At 62.4% G+C, this 15,360-nt stretch carries 21 protein-coding genes; 13 read left to right on the top strand and 8 right to left on the bottom strand.

Going from position 1 to position 15,360, the window contains the following annotated elements; translation table 11 throughout:
• Positions 1-28 precede the first annotated feature (28 nt).
• The 11 genes from MF4836_RS30860 (at position 29) to MF4836_RS30810 (ending at position 7,687) form a co-directional block, all read left to right on the top strand.
• Positions 29-727 (top strand): YggS family pyridoxal phosphate-dependent enzyme, encoded by a 699-nt coding sequence (locus tag MF4836_RS30860; protein ID WP_078473533.1) that lies wholly within the window; start codon positions 29-31, stop codon positions 725-727.
• A gap of 33 nt (positions 728-760) precedes the next feature.
• Complete coding sequence (gene proC, locus MF4836_RS30855) at positions 761-1,579, top strand: pyrroline-5-carboxylate reductase (RefSeq protein ID WP_078473532.1); 819 nt, start codon at positions 761-763, stop codon at positions 1,577-1,579.
• Between the two features lie 11 nt (positions 1,580-1,590).
• The gene (locus MF4836_RS30850; RefSeq protein ID WP_078473531.1) at positions 1,591-2,181 is read left to right on the top strand and encodes a YggT family protein; all 591 of its coding nucleotides are present in this window, start codon (positions 1,591-1,593) and stop codon (positions 2,179-2,181) included.
• A 4-nt stretch (positions 2,182-2,185) separates the two neighbouring features.
• Complete coding sequence (locus tag MF4836_RS30845; RefSeq protein WP_078473530.1) at positions 2,186-2,479, top strand: DUF167 domain-containing protein; 294 nt, start codon at positions 2,186-2,188, stop codon at positions 2,477-2,479.
• A gap of 259 nt (positions 2,480-2,738) precedes the next feature.
• Positions 2,739-3,881 (top strand): homoserine O-succinyltransferase MetX, encoded by a 1,143-nt coding sequence (gene metX / locus MF4836_RS30840; RefSeq protein ID WP_078473529.1) that lies wholly within the window; start codon positions 2,739-2,741, stop codon positions 3,879-3,881.
• A gap of 25 nt (positions 3,882-3,906) precedes the next feature.
• On the top strand, positions 3,907-4,527 hold the full coding sequence (gene metW, locus MF4836_RS30835) for a methionine biosynthesis protein MetW (protein WP_078473528.1): 621 nt from the start codon (positions 3,907-3,909) through the stop codon (positions 4,525-4,527).
• A gap of 26 nt (positions 4,528-4,553) precedes the next feature.
• The gene (locus MF4836_RS30830) at positions 4,554-4,988 is read left to right on the top strand and encodes a DUF4426 domain-containing protein (RefSeq protein ID WP_020295813.1); all 435 of its coding nucleotides are present in this window, start codon (positions 4,554-4,556) and stop codon (positions 4,986-4,988) included.
• Positions 4,985-5,581 carry an RdgB/HAM1 family non-canonical purine NTP pyrophosphatase gene (gene rdgB / locus MF4836_RS30825; RefSeq protein ID WP_078473527.1) on the top strand — a complete coding sequence of 199 codons (597 nt, stop codon included), beginning with the start codon at positions 4,985-4,987 and terminating at the stop codon, positions 5,579-5,581. Before MF4836_RS30830 ends, rdgB begins: the two co-directional genes overlap by 4 nt.
• On the top strand, positions 5,578-6,780 hold the full coding sequence (gene hemW, locus MF4836_RS30820) for a radical SAM family heme chaperone HemW (RefSeq protein WP_078473526.1): 1,203 nt from the start codon (positions 5,578-5,580) through the stop codon (positions 6,778-6,780). Before rdgB ends, hemW begins: the two co-directional genes overlap by 4 nt.
• Before the next feature lie 9 nt (positions 6,781-6,789).
• On the top strand, positions 6,790-7,113 hold the full coding sequence (locus tag MF4836_RS30815) for a DUF3392 domain-containing protein (RefSeq protein ID WP_020295816.1): 324 nt from the start codon (positions 6,790-6,792) through the stop codon (positions 7,111-7,113).
• 25 nt (positions 7,114-7,138) lie between these two features.
• Complete coding sequence (locus MF4836_RS30810) at positions 7,139-7,687, top strand: RNA 2'-phosphotransferase (protein ID WP_078473525.1); 549 nt, start codon at positions 7,139-7,141, stop codon at positions 7,685-7,687.
• A 46-nt stretch (positions 7,688-7,733) separates the two neighbouring features.
• Here MF4836_RS30810 and trmB read toward each other — a convergent pair whose 3' ends face one another.
• From trmB to MF4836_RS30790, 4 genes are all read right to left on the bottom strand, one after another.
• The gene (trmB, locus tag MF4836_RS30805) at positions 7,734-8,459 is read right to left on the bottom strand and encodes a tRNA (guanosine(46)-N7)-methyltransferase TrmB (protein ID WP_078473524.1); all 726 of its coding nucleotides are present in this window, start codon (positions 8,457-8,459) and stop codon (positions 7,734-7,736) included.
• Positions 8,460-8,468: 9 nt separating this feature from the next.
• A complete protein-coding gene (locus tag MF4836_RS30800) occupies positions 8,469-9,263 on the bottom strand; it encodes a thiazole synthase (protein WP_078473523.1) in 795 nt (264 codons plus the stop codon).
• A gap of 65 nt (positions 9,264-9,328) precedes the next feature.
• Positions 9,329-9,529 carry a sulfur carrier protein ThiS gene (thiS, locus tag MF4836_RS30795; RefSeq protein ID WP_161955775.1) on the bottom strand — a complete coding sequence of 67 codons (201 nt, stop codon included), beginning with the start codon at positions 9,527-9,529 and terminating at the stop codon, positions 9,329-9,331.
• Between the two features lie 71 nt (positions 9,530-9,600).
• Positions 9,601-9,981 (bottom strand): DUF423 domain-containing protein, encoded by a 381-nt coding sequence (locus tag MF4836_RS30790; protein WP_078473522.1) that lies wholly within the window; start codon positions 9,979-9,981, stop codon positions 9,601-9,603.
• A gap of 74 nt (positions 9,982-10,055) precedes the next feature.
• Between MF4836_RS30790 and mtgA the strand changes: the two genes are divergently transcribed.
• Positions 10,056-10,778, top strand: coding sequence for a monofunctional biosynthetic peptidoglycan transglycosylase (mtgA, locus tag MF4836_RS30785; protein ID WP_020295822.1), 723 nt, complete (start codon positions 10,056-10,058; stop codon positions 10,776-10,778).
• Positions 10,779-10,859: 81 nt separating this feature from the next.
• On the opposite strand, the gene rpoH is transcribed toward mtgA, so the two are convergent.
• The 4 genes from rpoH to ftsY all read right to left on the bottom strand — a co-directional run bounded on the left by rpoH (position 10,860) and on the right by ftsY (position 15,038).
• On the bottom strand, positions 10,860-11,714 hold the full coding sequence (rpoH, locus tag MF4836_RS30780; RefSeq protein ID WP_020295823.1) for an RNA polymerase sigma factor RpoH: 855 nt from the start codon (positions 11,712-11,714) through the stop codon (positions 10,860-10,862).
• Positions 11,715-11,827: 113 nt separating this feature from the next.
• A complete protein-coding gene (gene ftsX, locus MF4836_RS30775) occupies positions 11,828-12,850 on the bottom strand; it encodes a permease-like cell division protein FtsX (protein WP_020295824.1) in 1,023 nt (340 codons plus the stop codon).
• Entirely contained in the window at positions 12,847-13,518 is a 672-nt protein-coding gene (gene ftsE, locus MF4836_RS30770; protein ID WP_020295825.1) for a cell division ATP-binding protein FtsE, read from the bottom strand. Before ftsE ends, ftsX begins: the two co-directional genes overlap by 4 nt.
• The gene (gene ftsY / locus MF4836_RS30765; protein ID WP_078473521.1) at positions 13,515-15,038 is read right to left on the bottom strand and encodes a signal recognition particle-docking protein FtsY; all 1,524 of its coding nucleotides are present in this window, start codon (positions 15,036-15,038) and stop codon (positions 13,515-13,517) included. The genes ftsE and ftsY overlap by 4 nt, the downstream gene beginning before the upstream one ends.
• Here ftsY and MF4836_RS30760 point away from each other — a divergent pair.
• Positions 15,037-15,231 (top strand): hypothetical protein, encoded by a 195-nt coding sequence (locus MF4836_RS30760; RefSeq protein WP_078473520.1) that lies wholly within the window; start codon positions 15,037-15,039, stop codon positions 15,229-15,231. The two genes, ftsY and MF4836_RS30760, sit on opposite strands and share 2 nt — an antisense overlap.
• Positions 15,232-15,360 lie beyond the last annotated feature (129 nt).

The raw sequence follows: 15,360 nt of genomic DNA, 5'->3' as shown, positions 1-15,360 counted from the left end.
AACCCCAAGACCCGCTGGCGCACATTGAATGTCCACGATAGCAGACAACATCGCACTGGTCGGCGCGCGGATCCGCGCTGCGGCGCAGGCTTCGCAACGAGATGTAAACAGCATTCACCTGCTCGCCGTGAGCAAGACCAAACCCGCCGCCGCCCTGCGTGAAGCCCACGCCGCCGGCTTGCGCGACTTCGGCGAGAACTACCTGCAGGAAGCCCTGGGCAAACAGCTCGAACTGGCCGACCTGCCCTTGTGTTGGCACTTCATCGGCCCCATTCAATCGAACAAGACGCGACCTATCGCTGAACATTTCGACTGGGTGCACTCCGTGGATCGCCTGAAAATCGCACAACGCCTGTCCGAGCAACGGCCTGAACACCTGCCGCCGTTGAATATCTGCATTCAGGTCAACGTCAGCGGCGAGGCCAGCAAGTCCGGTTGCACCCCGGCCGATCTGCCGGCCCTGGCCAGCGCCATCAGCGCCCTGCCGCGCCTGCAACTGCGCGGGCTGATGGCGATACCCGAGCCGACCGAAGATCGTGCCGCCCAGGATGCTGCCTTTGCTGCCGTGCAGGCACTGAACAACAACCTGCAACAGCGTTTGAATCTGCCGCTCGACACACTTTCCATGGGCATGAGCCACGACCTCGAAGCGGCCATCGCCCAAGGCGCCACCTGGGTGCGGATCGGTACCGCGCTGTTTGGTACCCGCGACTATGGCCAGCCCTGACGTGGCTGACTTACCTCTCTATAAGGACCTGACATGAGCAAGACTCGTATCGCCTTTATCGGCGCCGGCAACATGGCTGCCAGCTTGATTGGGGGCCTGCGCGCCAAGGGCCTGGACGCCGCGCAGATCCGCGCCAGCGACCCGGGGGCCGAAACCCGGGCCCGGGTCCAGGCTGAACACGGCATTGAGGTGTTCGCTGACAACGCCGAGGCCGTCCAGGGCGCCGACGTCATCGTCCTGGCGGTCAAGCCCCAGGCCATGAAGGCCGTATGCGAGGCCTTGCGCCCAAGCCTTCGCGCTTCGCAACTGGTGGTTTCAATCGCCGCCGGCATCACCTGCGCCAGCATGAACAACTGGCTCGGCGCCCAGCCCATCGTGCGCTGCATGCCCAACACGCCGGCGCTGCTGCGCCAGGGCGTCAGCGGCCTGTTCGCCACCGCCCAGGTGAGCGCCGAACAGCGCCAGCAGGCCCAAGAGTTGCTGTCGGCCGTCGGCATTGCCCTGTGGCTTGATGAAGAACAGCAACTGGACGCGGTGACTGCGGTGTCCGGCAGTGGGCCGGCGTACTTCTTCCTGCTGATCGAAGCCATGACCGCCGCCGGCGAGAAGCTCGGCCTGCCTCGGGAAATTGCCGCCAAGCTGACCCTGCAAACTGCCCTGGGCGCCGCGCACATGGCCGTCTCCAGCGAGGTCGATGCCGCCGAGCTGCGCCGTCGTGTCACCTCGCCGGCCGGCACCACTGAAGCCGCCATCAAATCGTTCCAGGCCGGGGGCTTCGAAGCCCTGGTGGAAAAAGCACTGGGTGCCGCCGCGCACCGCTCGGCCGAAATGGCCGAACAACTGGGCCAATAAAGGAGCCACTGATGATTGGATTGAATACTGCAGCGGTGTATGTGCTGCAAACCCTTGGCAGCCTGTACCTGCTGGTCGTGCTGCTGCGTTTTGTGCTGCAACTGGTCCGCGCCAACTTCTACAACCCGTTATGCCAGTTCATCGTGCGCGCCACCCAGCCGCTGCTCAAGCCGCTGCGCCGGATCATCCCGAGCCTGTTTGGGCTGGACATGTCGTCGCTGGTACTGGCGATCATCGTGCAACTGGCACTGATGGCACTGACCCTGCTGCTGACCTACGGCACCACCGGCAACCCGCTGCAACTGCTGATCTGGTCGATCATTGGCGTGACCGCGCTGTTTTTGAAGATCTTCTTCTTCGCCCTGATCATCAGCGTGATCCTGTCGTGGGTCGCTCCGGGCAGCCATAACCCGGGTGCTGAACTGGTGAACCAGATCTGCGAGCCGGCCCTGGCGCCGTTCCGCAAGATCCTGCCGAGCATGGGCGGCCTGGATATCTCGCCGATCCTGGCGTTCATGGTGCTCAAGCTGCTGGACATGCTGGTGATCAACAACCTGGCGGCGATGACCATGATGCCGGACATCCTGCGCCTGCTGATCTGACCCGGTGAGCTACTTTCGCTGGGACGGTGACGACCTGATTCTGGAGTGCCACTTGCAACCTGCGGCCCGCAGCGATGACTTCGCCGGGCTGCATGGTGACCGGCTGAAAATCCGCCTGACCGCGCCGCCCGTCGAGGGCAAGGCCAACGCCTACCTGATGGCGTTCCTGGCCAAGGCGTTCGGCGTTTCGAAAAGCCAGGTCAGCCTGATCAGCGGCGAGCTGAACCGGCAAAAGCGGGTCCGGATCAACGCCCCCAAAAAGCTCCCGGACCTGCCCGACCTGACCCGCCCGACCTGATCTGTACGGTTTCTGCGCAGCACCCTCGATTCCGGCGTCCACACCTGTAGCCGCTGCCAAGCCCGCGAGGCTGCGCTGCCCCGCACCCACACCCTCAATTTGCCAGACACACCCGCGACACCAGTTACAGCCAGCGCCCGAACCCGGCCCGAGCCTTCGGCAGCGGCTACAGCGCACGAAATAATCAGGCCCGGCCTTTGCTTGCCGCTGGGGGCAGCGGTCTTTAGACTTACGCCTCATTTAAATGAGAGCAGGGTCGATGCCAACTGCCTTTCCCCCCGATTCCGTTGGTCTGATCACGCCGCAACTGGCGCACTTCAGCGATCCCCTGGCCCTGGCCTGCGGTCGCTCGCTGCCGGCTTATGACCTGATCTTCGAAACCTATGGCGAACTGAACGCCACGGCCAGCAATGCCGTGCTGATCTGCCATGCCCTGTCCGGCCATCATCACGCTGCTGGCTTTCACAGCGCCGAAGACCGCAAGCCGGGCTGGTGGGACAGCTGCATCGGCCCCGGCAAGCCCATCGACACCAACAAGTTCTTCGTGGTCAGCCTGAACAACCTCGGCGGCTGCAACGGCTCCACCGGCCCCAGCAGCATCAACCCGGAAACCGGCAAGCCCTTCGGTGCCGACTTCCCGGTACTGACCGTGGAAGACTGGGTACACAGCCAGGCCCGGCTGGCCGACCGTCTCGGCATCCAGCAATGGGCCGCCGTGATCGGCGGCAGCCTGGGCGGCATGCAGGCCCTGCAATGGACCATCACCTACCCGGATCGGGTACGCCACTGCCTGGCGATCGCCTCGGCGCCCAAGTTGTCGGCGCAGAATATTGCCTTCAACGAAGTGGCGCGCCAGGCGATCCTCACCGACCCCGAATTCCACGGCGGATCGTTCCAGGAACACGGGGTGATCCCCAAGCGCGGCCTGATGCTGGCGCGCATGGTCGGGCACATCACTTACCTGTCCGACGACTCCATGGGCGAAAAATTCGGCCGTGGCCTGAAGAGCGAAAAGCTCAACTACGACTTCCACAGTGTCGAGTTCCAGGTCGAAAGCTACCTGCGCTACCAGGGCGAGGAGTTCTCCGGACGCTTCGACGCCAACACCTATCTGTTGATGACCAAGGCGCTGGACTACTTCGATCCTGCGGCGAACTTCGACGATAACCTGGCGAAAACCTTCGCCAACGCCACCGCCAAGTTCTGCGTGATGTCCTTCACCACCGACTGGCGCTTCTCCCCGGCCCGCTCCCGGGAATTGGTGGACGCGCTGATGGCGGCGAAAAAAGACGTCTGCTACCTGGAAATCGATGCGCCCCAGGGCCACGACGCCTTCTTGATCCCGATCCCGCGTTACTTGCAGGCCTTCAGCAACTACATGAATCGGATTGCGCTTATATGAGCCGCTATCACTTGGGGAGGACGGCATGAGAGCCGATCTGGAAATCATCCAGGAATGGATCCCCGCCGGCAGCCGCGTGCTCGACCTCGGCTGCGGCGACGGCGAACTGCTGACCTGGCTGCGCGACCACAAGCAAGTCACCGGCTACGGCCTGGAAAACGACCCGGACAACATTGCCCAGTGCGTGGCCAAGGGCATCAACGTCATCGAGCAGGACCTGGACAAGGGCCTGGGCAACTTCGCCAGCAACAGCTTCGACGTAGTGGTCATGACCCAGGCCCTGCAGGCCGTGCACTACCCGGACCGGATCCTCGACGAAATGCTCAGGGTCGGCCGCCAGTGCATCATCACCTTCCCCAACTTCGGCCACTGGCGCTGCCGCTGGTACCTGGCGAGCAAAGGCCGGATGCCGGTGTCCGAGTTCCTGCCCTACACCTGGTACAACACGCCGAACATTCACTTCTGCACCTTCGAGGATTTCGAAGAGCTGTGCCGTGAACGCGAAGCCCGGGTCATCGATCGGCTTGCCGTCGATCAACAACACCGTCATGGGTGGGCCAGTAAGCTATGGCCTAATCTCTTAGGAGAGATCGGCATCTACCGCGTCAGCAGTCCGGGGCTTGCGGACCACAAGGTCGCGGTTTAATCCACGTCACAGCAAGGAGAACGATCATGGGTCGCTTGGTTACTTTTCTATTGGCCGCCTGCCTGAGCTTCACGGCCGTGGGCGCCGAGGCCATCAAGGGCGAGCGCAAGGAAGTCTTCGGTGACGTCACCGTGCACTACAACACGTTCAACTCGACCTACCTGCAACCGGACATCGCCAAAAGCGCGGAGCTGATCCGCAGCAAGAACCAGGGCGTGATCAACGTTTCCGTGATCAAGGCCGGCAAACCGCTGGTCGCCCAGGTCAGTGGCACGGTCAAGGACCTGACCAGCAAGAGCATCCCGCTGAGCTTCAAGCAAATCACCGAACAAGGCGCGATCTACTACATCGCCCAGTTCCCGGTCGAGCAGCAGGAAACCCGAACCTTCACCATCAACGTTCAAACTGGCGGCGACAGCAACAGCTTCAGTTTTAACCAAGAGCTTTTCCCGGGCGAATAATGAACCTCACGCAACTCGTACTGGCCAGCCATAACGCCGGCAAACTCAAGGAACTGCAGGCCATGCTCGGCGCATCGGTGCAATTGCGCTCGATCGGCGAGTTCAGCAGCATCGAGCCGGAAGAAACCGGTTTGTCGTTCGTCGAGAACGCCATTCTCAAGGCACGCAATGCCGCGCGTATTTCCGGCCTGCCGGCCCTGGCCGACGATTCGGGCCTGGCGGTGGACTTCCTCGGCGGCGCACCGGGCATCTACTCGGCGCGCTATGCCGATGGCCAAGGCGACGCGGCGAACAACGCCAAGCTGCTGGAGGCCCTCAAGGATGTCCCCGAGGAACAGCGCGGCGCGCAGTTCGTCTGCGTCCTGGCGCTGGTACGGCATGCCGACGACCCGCTGCCGATCCTCTGCGAAGGCCTGTGGCACGGGAGCATCCTCCATGCGGCCAGCGGCGAGCACGGTTTTGGCTACGATCCGCTGTTCTGGGTCCCGGAGCGCAAGTGCTCCAGCGCCGAACTGACCCCGGGCGACAAGAACCAGATCAGCCACCGCGCCCGTGCAATGGATCTGCTGCGCCAGCGTCTGGGCCTGAAATGACCCCACAGACACCCGCGCAGCCGCTGATTCTCGGCACTGCGCCCACGCCCCGGGCGGCCCTTCCCCTGTTGCCGCCCCTGGCGCTGTACATCCACATCCCGTGGTGTGTACGCAAATGCCCGTATTGCGACTTCAACTCCCACACCGCCAGCCCCGTGCTGCCGGAAGAAGAGTACGTCGACGCCCTGCTGGCCGACCTCGACCAGGACCTGCACGCCGTCTACGGCCGCGAGCTGAGTTCGATCTTCTTCGGCGGCGGCACGCCGAGCCTGTTCAGCGCCGAAGCCCTGGGCCGCTTGCTCAAGGGGGTGGAGCAGCGCATCCGCTTTGCCGCCGATATCGAAATCACCCTGGAAGCCAACCCCGGGACCTTCGAGCAGGACAAGTTCATCGCCTACCGCGCCCTGGGTATCAATCGGCTGTCGATCGGCATCCAGAGCTTCCAGGAGGCCAAGCTCAAGGCCCTGGGACGGATCCACAACGGCGCCGAAGCGATCCGCGCCGCCGATATGGCACGCCTGGCCGGCTTCAACAACTTCAACCTGGACCTGATGCACGGTTTGCCCGATCAGTCCCTGGACGATGCCCTTGGCGACCTGCGCCAGGCCATCGCCATGCAGCCGACCCACCTGTCCTGGTACCAGCTGACCCTGGAACCCAACACCGTATTCTGGAACCAGCCACCCGTGCTGCCGGAAGACGACACCCTGTGGGATATCCAGGAAGCCGGCCAGGCCTTGCTCGCCGAGCATGGCTACGCCCAGTACGAAGTCTCGGCCTACGCCCAGCCGGGCCGCGCAGCGCGGCATAACCTGAACTACTGGAGCTTCGGCGACTTCATCGGCATCGGCGCCGGCGCCCACGGCAAGCTCAGCCACCCGGACGGGCGCATCGTGCGCACCTGGAAAACCCGCCTGCCCAAGGACTACCTGAACCCGGCCAAACAGTTCAAGGCCGGCGACAAACTCCTGGCCAACGAGGAGCTGCCGTTCGAGTTCCTGATGAATGCCCTGCGCCTGACCCAGGGCGTCGATGCCGCGCTCTATGCGCAGCGCACCGGGCTCAGCCTGGAAAGCCTCGCCGACGCCCGGCGCCAGGCAGAACAAAGTGGCTTGTTGCAGGTCGAACCGTCACGCCTGGCTGCAACCGCCCGCGGACAACTCTTCCTCAATGACTTGCTGCAATACTTTCTGACTTAAGGAAACCCCATGGATCTGGTACTCGATCTGCTCGCCACGGTGTCCCGCTGGAGTCGCAGCAACCTCTCGGAAATCGCCCTGGCACTGGTGGGCTGCCTGCTGGTGCTGTTTGGCGCCGACATCAAGGGCTGGGTCGAGCAACGCCTGGGCGGCCTGGCCGGCGCCCTGCGTGTGCCATTGATGGCCCTGCTGTGCATGATCGGCAGCGGCCTGGCGCTGATCTACGCCACGCCCTGGATCATTCGTGGCCTGAGTCAATTCAACAATTACAGCCTGGCGCCGGTGCTGCTGGTGGTGCTGGTGCTGATCGGGGTGGTGGCGGATCGCCGCTGAGCCGGGTTCGCAAACAAGGATGAATATGAGCAAGAAAGTCATCGATGAAACCAGCAAGTTTCTCAGCTACGTGCTGCGCCATGAGCCCCAGGCCATAGGACTTGAACTGGACACTGAAGGCTGGGGCGATATCGACGCACTGATCAGCGGCGCGGCCCGGGACGGGCGGCAACTGAGTCGGGAACTGATCGCGCAGGTGGTCGACAGCAACGACAAGAAGCGCTTTTCCCTGTCGGCCGATGGCCAGCGCATCCGCGCCGTCCAAGGCCACTCCAACAAAGACGTGCAACTGCAGCTCGAAGCCAGACAGCCACCCGCGATCCTCTACCACGGCACTGCCACGCGGTTCATGGAGTCGATCAATCAGAAGGGGCTGATCCCGGGTTCACGTCATCACGTGCACCTGTCTCAGGATCTGGAAACCGCCAGCGCCGTGGGCCAGCGTTACGGCAAGGTGGTGATTTTGCAGATTGCCGCGCAAGACATGCAGGCCCAGGGCTTCACGTTCTATCAGGCGGAGAATGGGGTGTGGCTGACCGAGCAGGTGCCGGTGAGCTTTATCAAACCCCTGTAGGAAAGCGGCTCCCTTGTGGCAAGGGAGCCTGATCCACTCAAGCTGTTCAGTTCAGCTTTTCAAACTTCAGATCCCACACCCCATGCCCCAGGCGCTCGCCGCGGCGTTCGAACTTGGTGATCGGGCGTTCGGCCGGGCGCGGCACGCATTTACCGTCTTCGGCCAGATTGCGGTAGCCCGGCGCGACGTCCATCACTTCCAGCATGTACTCGGCGTAGGGTTCCCAGTCGGTGGCCATGTGCAGGATGCCGCCTACCTTAAGTTTGCTGCGCACCAGCTCCGCGAACGAGGCCTGGACGATGCGCCGCTTGTGATGGCGGCTCTTGTGCCACGGATCGGGGAAAAACAGCATCAGGCGATCGAGGCTGTTGTCGGCGATGCAGCGGTTGAGCACTTCGATCGCGTCGCAATCGTAGACCCGCAGGTTGGTCAAGCCTTGAGTCAGCACGCCATTGAGCAACGCACCGACACCCGGACGGTGCACCTCGACGCCAATGAAGTCCTGCTCTGGCGAGGCGGCAGCCATTTCCAGCAGCGAGTGGCCCATGCCGAAGCCGATTTCCAGGGAGCGCGGCGCGGAGCGGCCGAACACCTGGTCGAAGTCCACCGGCGCATCGGCCAGGGGCAGCACAAACAGCGGCGCGCCCTGTTCCAGGCCTTTCTGCTGGCCTTCGGTCATGCGCCCGGCGCGCATCACGAAGCTCTTGATGCGGCGGTGTTGGCGTTCTTCGCCTTCTTGCGGCTGGATAGGCGTGTCGTTTGATTCAGTCATCAATGGCTCTTACTTGATCAGACCATCCAGCGGCGAGGAGGCGCTGGCATAGAGTTTCTTCGGCATGCGACCGGCGAGGTACGCCAGGCGGCCCGCGACAATCGCGTGTTTCATGGCTTCGGCCATCAGGATCGGCTGTTGCGCGTGGGCGATGGCCGAGTTCATCAGCACCGCCTCGCAGCCCAGCTCCATGGCGATGGTGGCGTCGGAAGCGGTGCCGACGCCGGCATCCACCAGCACCGGAACCTTGGCTTCTTCGAGGATGATCTGCAGGTTGTACGGGTTGCAGATCCCCAGGCCGGTGCCGATCAGGCCCGCCAGCGGCATGACCGCGATGCAGCCCATTTCCGCCAGCTGGCGGGCGATGATCGGGTCATCGCTGGTGTAGACCATCACGTCGAACCCTTCCTTGACTAGCACTTCGGCAGCCTTGAGGGTTTCCAGGACGTTGGGGAACAGGGTCTTCTGGTCGGCCAGGACTTCGAGCTTCACCAGGTTGTGGCCGTCGAGCAGCTCACGGGCCAGGCGACAGGTGCGCACCGCTTCAACCGCGTCATAGCAACCAGCGGTATTGGGCAGGATGGTGTAGCGATCCGGCGGCAGGATATCCAGCAGGTTCGGCTCACCCGGGTTTTGCCCGATGTTGGTACGACGCACGGCAACGGTGACGATCTCGGCGCCCGAGGCCTCGATGGCCAGGCGGGTTTCTTCCATGTCACGGTACTTGCCGGTGCCTACCAGCAGTCGCGACTGGTAGGTACGACCGGCCAGGACGAAGGGCTTGTCACTGCGAACATTGCTCATCGGAAATCCTCTGTTGGGGTGAGGTTCTTGCAGAATTCTGGGGTGCGCGGGTCGGACCTTAACGGCTAGCCGCCGCCAATGGCGTGCACCACTTCGACCTGATCGCCTTCATTGAGGGAGGTCTCGGCGTGCTGGCTGCGCGGAACGATGTCCTGGTTGAGTTCGACCGCAATCCGGCGTCCGGTCAGGTCCAGACGGATCAGCAGGGCCGCGACAGTTGCACCGTCGGGCAATTCAAAGGGCTCACCGTTCAACTGAATGCGCATGCTCAAGGCCGCCATCATTTTTAGGGGCCAGCATTCTAGCCCGATCGAGCCCCAAAGGTCAGCTACAAGCGTCAGACGGCAAGCTGCATGCGCCAGGCGGCAAGGCCGAGGAAAAACCAGCCCACCAGGAAGGCCAGGCCGCCAAACGGGGTGACGATTCCCAGCTTGCTGACGCCGGTCAGGGTCAGCAGATACAGGCTGCCGGAGAACAGCAAAATGCCGACCACGAACGAGATTCCGGCCCAGCTCACCAGACGCCCGGGAATATGCGCGGCCAGCAGGGCCACGCCGAACAGGGCCAGGGTATGCACCAGTTGGTAAGTGACGCCGGTGTGGAAAATCGCCAGGTATTCGGCACTCAGGCGGTTTTTCAGGCCGTGGGCGGCAAAGGCGCCGAGGGCGACGCCGGTAAAGCCGAAAAAGGCAGCCAGCATCAGGAAGCCACGCAGCATGAGGAACTCCAGTCAGAATCATCGGGCAGGGTCTGTATAATGGCCCGCTCAACGGGTTCGGCCAAGCCATCTCTATGCTGCGTTTACTTTTCCGTCGCGTCACAAAAGCCCTGCTCTGGTTCGCAGGCGGCAGCGTTCTGCTGGTGCTGGTATTTCGCGTGGTGCCGCCCCCCGGCACGGCGCTGATGATCGAGCGCAAGATCGAATCCTGGGTCGACGGCGAGCCCATTGACCTGCAACGCACCTGGAAACCCTGGGCCGAGATCTCCGACGACCTCAAGGTGGCGGTCATTGCCGGTGAGGACCAGAAGTTCTCCGAGCACTGGGGTTTCGATATAGGCGCCATTCAGGCGGCGTTCGCCCATAACGAACGTGGCGGCTCGATTCGCGGCGCCAGCACCTTGAGCCAGCAGGTGTCGAAGAACCTGTTTCTGTGGTCCGGGCGCAGCTGGCTGCGCAAGGGGCTGGAAGCCTGGTTTACCGGGCTGATCGAGATTTTCTGGCCCAAGCAGCGAATTCTCGAGGTGTACCTCAATAGTGTGGAGTGGGATGAAGGTGTGTTTGGCGCTGAAGCCGCGGCGCGTCATCACTTCGGCATCGGCGCAGGTTCGCTGTCACGCCAGCAGGCCAGCCTGCTGGCCGCTGTGCTGCCCAACCCGCGAGTCTGGAGCGCCAGTCACCCGACCACTTATGTGTCGCAGCGAGCAGGCTGGATTCGCCGGCAGATGAGCCAACTGGGCGGCGTCGATTACCTCAACGGCCTCAACACCACGCGCAAGGCGCCCTGGGAGCAGTAACCCAAGGCCATGAGGATGACCCTCGCCCACAAACAAAAACGCCCCGATCAATGACCGGGGCGTTTTTTATTGCGCCAGGGCTTACGCCGCAATCGACAGCTTCAGCTTGTTCATCGCGCTTTTCTCAAGCTGACGAATCCGCTCGGCCGACACGTTGTACTTCTGCGCCAGGTCGTGCAGCGTGGCTTTCTCTTCTGCCAGCCAGCGCTGGTAGAGGATATCGCGGCTGCGGTCGTCCAGTACTTCCAGGGCTTCGTGCAGGTTGTGGTTGGAGTTGTCGCTCCAATCCGCATCCTCCAGTTGCCGCGCCGGGTCGTAGCGGTGGTCTTCCAGGTAGTTGGCTGGCGACTGGAACGCGCTGTCGTCATCCGCTTCGGCGGCTGGGTCGAACGCCATGTCCTGGCCAGTCAGGCGACTTTCCATCTCGCGCACTTCCCGCGGCTCGACGCCGAGGCTTTCCGCCACACGATGCACTTCTTCATTGTTCAGCCAGGCCAGACGTTTCTTCTGGCTGCGCAGATTGAAGAACAGCTTGCGCTGGGCCTTGGTGGTCGCGACTTTCACGATGCGCCAGTTGCGCAGGATGAACTCGTGAATTTCCGCCTTGATCCAGTGCACGGCAAAGGACACCAGGCGCACACCCATTTCCGGGTTGAAGCGTTTGACCGCTTTCATCAGGCCCACATTGCCTTCCTGAATCAGGTCAGCCTGGGCCAGACCGTAGCCGGAATAGCTACGGGCGATATGTACAACAAAACGCAGGTGGGCGAGCACCATCTGCCGAGCCGCCCCAAGATCCTGCTCATAGTAGAGACTCTCGGCCAGTTCACGCTCCTGCTCCGGTGTCAGCAATGGAATGCTGTTCACGGTGTGCACATAGGCTTCCAGGTTTGCGCCTGGGACTAGGGCATAAGCAGGTTGCAAAGAAGTGGTCATACGAAAAAACCTCCGACTTACATAACTCGTGCAGTTCAGCACTGCGAAAATTGACCAGAAACCGAAGAACAAGTTCCCATAAATGCTGAAAGGTCAATACAAGCAAAAAGACACTACTTCGGCGCCAGTTCCCTGAGGTGTCGAGCGACCGCAATCCATGCACCGATATACCCTAACAGCACCGCGCCAAGCAAGAGAGACAGACCGTCGGCGGGCGGTACACCCGCCAGGGCAAAATCACTGCCGTACAAACCGGCAAGCCCGACTACTGCATCGTTCAGCCAATCAAGGCCAAACGCCAGCACCCCCCAGGACAGAAGCCCCGCACCGAAGCCATATAACGCGCCCATATAAAGGAAGGGACGCCGTACATAGCTGTCAGTGCCGCCGACGAGTTTAATCACTTCTATCTCTGTGCGGCGGTTTTCAATATGAAGACGAATGGTATTGCCTATCACCAAAAGTAATGCGGAAACCAGCAGCACCGTCAGGCCGAAGACAAACCGGTCGCCCAGCTTGAGGATCGCCGCCAGACGCTCGACCCACACCAGATCCAGTTGCGCCAATTGCACCTTGGGCATATCCGCCAGGCGCTGACGCAGGGCTTCCAGGGTGGCCTTGTCGACTTCATTCGGCGTCACCAGGACCACGCCCGGCAACGGGTTCTGCGGCAACTCCTTGAGCGCATCGCCCAGCCCGGACTGCTGCTGGAACTCTTCCAGGGCGCGGTCCTTGCTGATGAACTCGGCATCCGCCACGCCCGGCAAGCCCTTGATCTGCTCGCTGAGCTTCTCGCCTTCGGTGGCGCTGGCGTCGAGTTGCAGGTACAGGGAAATCTGCGCCGCCCGCTGCCACGAGCCACCGAGGCGCTCGACGTTGTTCAGCAGCAGCGACAGGCCCATTGGCAAGCTCAGGGCCACCGCCATCACCAGGCAGGTAAAAAAGCTGCCGATTGGCTGCTTGCCCAGGCGTCGCAGGCTATCGAGCAGGCTGGCGCGGTGGTTTTCGATCCAGGCATGCAGCTGAGTGCCGAAATCCGGGCCGTCGTCTTCATCGCGCTTTTTCTTCGAGGGTTGCGGATCGGAGGCTTTAGGCGCCACACGCTCGGCAACTTTCGGACTGCGAGTGGCACTCATACCCCGGCCTCCCCGTCGCCGATCAATCGGCCACGTTGCAGGGTCAACATGCGATGGCGCATGCGGGCGATCAGCGCCAGGTCGTGACTGGCAATCAGCACGCTGGTGCCCAGGCGGTTGATGTCTTCGAACACACCCATGATTTCAGCGGCCAGGCGCGGGTCGAGGTTACCGGTGGGCTCGTCCGCCAGCAGCAAGGCCGGGCGGTGGACGATGGCGCGGGCGATACCGACGCGTTGCTGCTGGCCGGTGGAGAGGTCGCCGGGGTACAGATCGGTCTTGTCCGACAGCGCCACGCGCTCCAGGGCCGAGTCCACACGCTTGGCGATCTCGGCCTTGGACAGCCCGAGGATCTGCAGCGGCAGGGCCACGTTGTTGAACACCGTGCGATCGAACAATAACTGGTGATTCTGGAACACCACGCCGATCTGCCGGCGCAGGTAAGGAATCTGTGCATTGCTGATGGTGCCCAGGTCCTGTCCGGCCAGCAGCAATTTGCCGGTGGTCGGGCGCTCCATGGCCAGCAGCAGGCGCAGCAAGGTACTTTTACCGGCCCCGGAGTGGCCGGTGACAAACAGAAACTCGCCACGTCGCACTCGAAAGCTCAGCTCATGCAAGCCGACGTGACCGTTCGGGTAGCGTTTACCGACCTGTTCGAAACGAATCATGAACGCTCCCGCTCGGCAAACAGTGCCTGGACAAAGGGTTCTGCTTCAAAGGTACGCAAATCATCGATGCCTTCACCGACCCCGATATAACGGATCGGCAGGTTGAACTGCTTGGCCAGGGCGAAGATCACCCCGCCTTTGGCAGTGCCATCGAGCTTGGTCAGGGCCAGGCCGGTCAATTCCACGGTCTGGTGGAACTGCTTGGCCTGGCTGATGGCGTTCTGCCCGGTGCCGGCGTCAAGCACCAGCAGCACTTCATGGGGCGCGTCTGCGTCCAGTTTGCCGATGACCCGGCGCACTTTTTTCAGCTCTTCCATCAGGTTGTCTTTGGTGTGCAGGCGGCCGGCGGTGTCGGCGATCAGCACATCGATGCCCCGGGCTTTGGCGGCCTGGACGGCGTCGAAGATCACCGAAGCCGAATCGGCGCCGGTGTGCTGGGCAATCACCGGGATCTTGTTGCGCTCGCCCCAGACCTGCAATTGCTCGACGGCAGCGGCGCGGAAGGTATCGCCGGCGGCCAGCATGACTTTCTTGCCTTCCAGCTGCAGCTTCTTCGCCAGCTTGCCAATGGTGGTGGTCTTGCCGGCGCCGTTGACGCCAACCACCAGGATCACGAACGGCTTGTTCTGCGAGGTGATCTGCAACGGCTGCTCGACCGGCTTGAGCATGGCGGTCAGCTCGGCCTGCAAGGATGTGTACAGCGCATCGACGTCGGTCAACTGCTTTCGCGCGACCTTCTGGGTCAGGTTCTGGATGATCACCGAAGTGGCTTCAACGCCCACGTCGGCCGTCAGCAGGCGGGTCTCGATGTCTTCGAGCAGCTCGTCATCGATGGTTTTCTTGCCCAGGAACAGGCTGGCCATGCCTTCGCCGATACTGGCGCTGGTCTTGGACAGGCCCTGCTTCAGGCGGGCGAAGAAACCGACTTTGGTTTCTGCCGGGCTGGCTGCGGGCTCGGGCTCGACCGCAACCTCCACAGGCGTGGCCACGACTTCAACGACAGGTGCAGGTGCAGGTGCAGGTGCAGGTGCAGGTGCAGGTGCAGGAGGTTGCGGGGCAACGAAGACCGGTGCAACCGGCTCCGGCAGCGCCGCTTCAGGCGCCGACCGCACCGGCTCTGGTTCAAATGCAGGGGCAACATTGGACGCCGGGGCCGGGATCGGCGGGCTGACATCAATGGCCTGCTCGTCTTCCACCAGGGCCACCGGCTCTTCCGCCACCGGCAGGGTCAGCCAGGGTTGGTGCTCGGGGGCGGGTGTCAGCGGCAATTCGGCAGCGGGGGCAGGCTCAGGGGCAGGTTCGGCCACCGGCTGCAGAATCGGCTCGGCCAGCGGCAGGATCACGGCCGCCGGCGCTTCAACCTCTGCTGCGGGCTGGGCAAGCGGCTCGGGAGCGGCTTCAGGAAGGGCTTGCGGCTGTTCGACGACGGTTTCCTGCGGTTTTTTGCGCAGCCATCCGAACAGGCTTTTTTTCTCGCCAGCCGGGGCTGGGGTCTTCTTGTCGTCGTTGGAACCAAACATGGAGGACGGCTATCTCAAGGTAGCGACGCGCCAAGGTGGCGCCTCGGTAAATAAATATTCGATGCAGAACAGACTGCGTTTCACCCAGCTTGTTCACGCGCAACATTTTGTTGAAGTGCCCACACGCACATCAAAGAACGATTTCACTCAGGACTGGAACGGTAAAATCGGCGAAAAAGCGAAGTTTAGCTGATAAAAACCGACCTTCCGCAGCAAACCCATACAACCTGATCCAGCACAAAGGCCCGATAGGCGTGGCCGCCGCTAAAACGGATCAGTATCCTAGCACCTCCTCGCCCGTACAGGCTAAGACCAAGCGGGC

Origin of the sequence: Pseudomonas sp. MF4836 (assembly GCF_002018875.1) — a bacterium.
Lineage (GTDB): Bacteria > Pseudomonadota > Gammaproteobacteria > Pseudomonadales > Pseudomonadaceae > Aquipseudomonas.
This window is presented reverse-complemented; position numbering and strand designations above follow the sequence as displayed.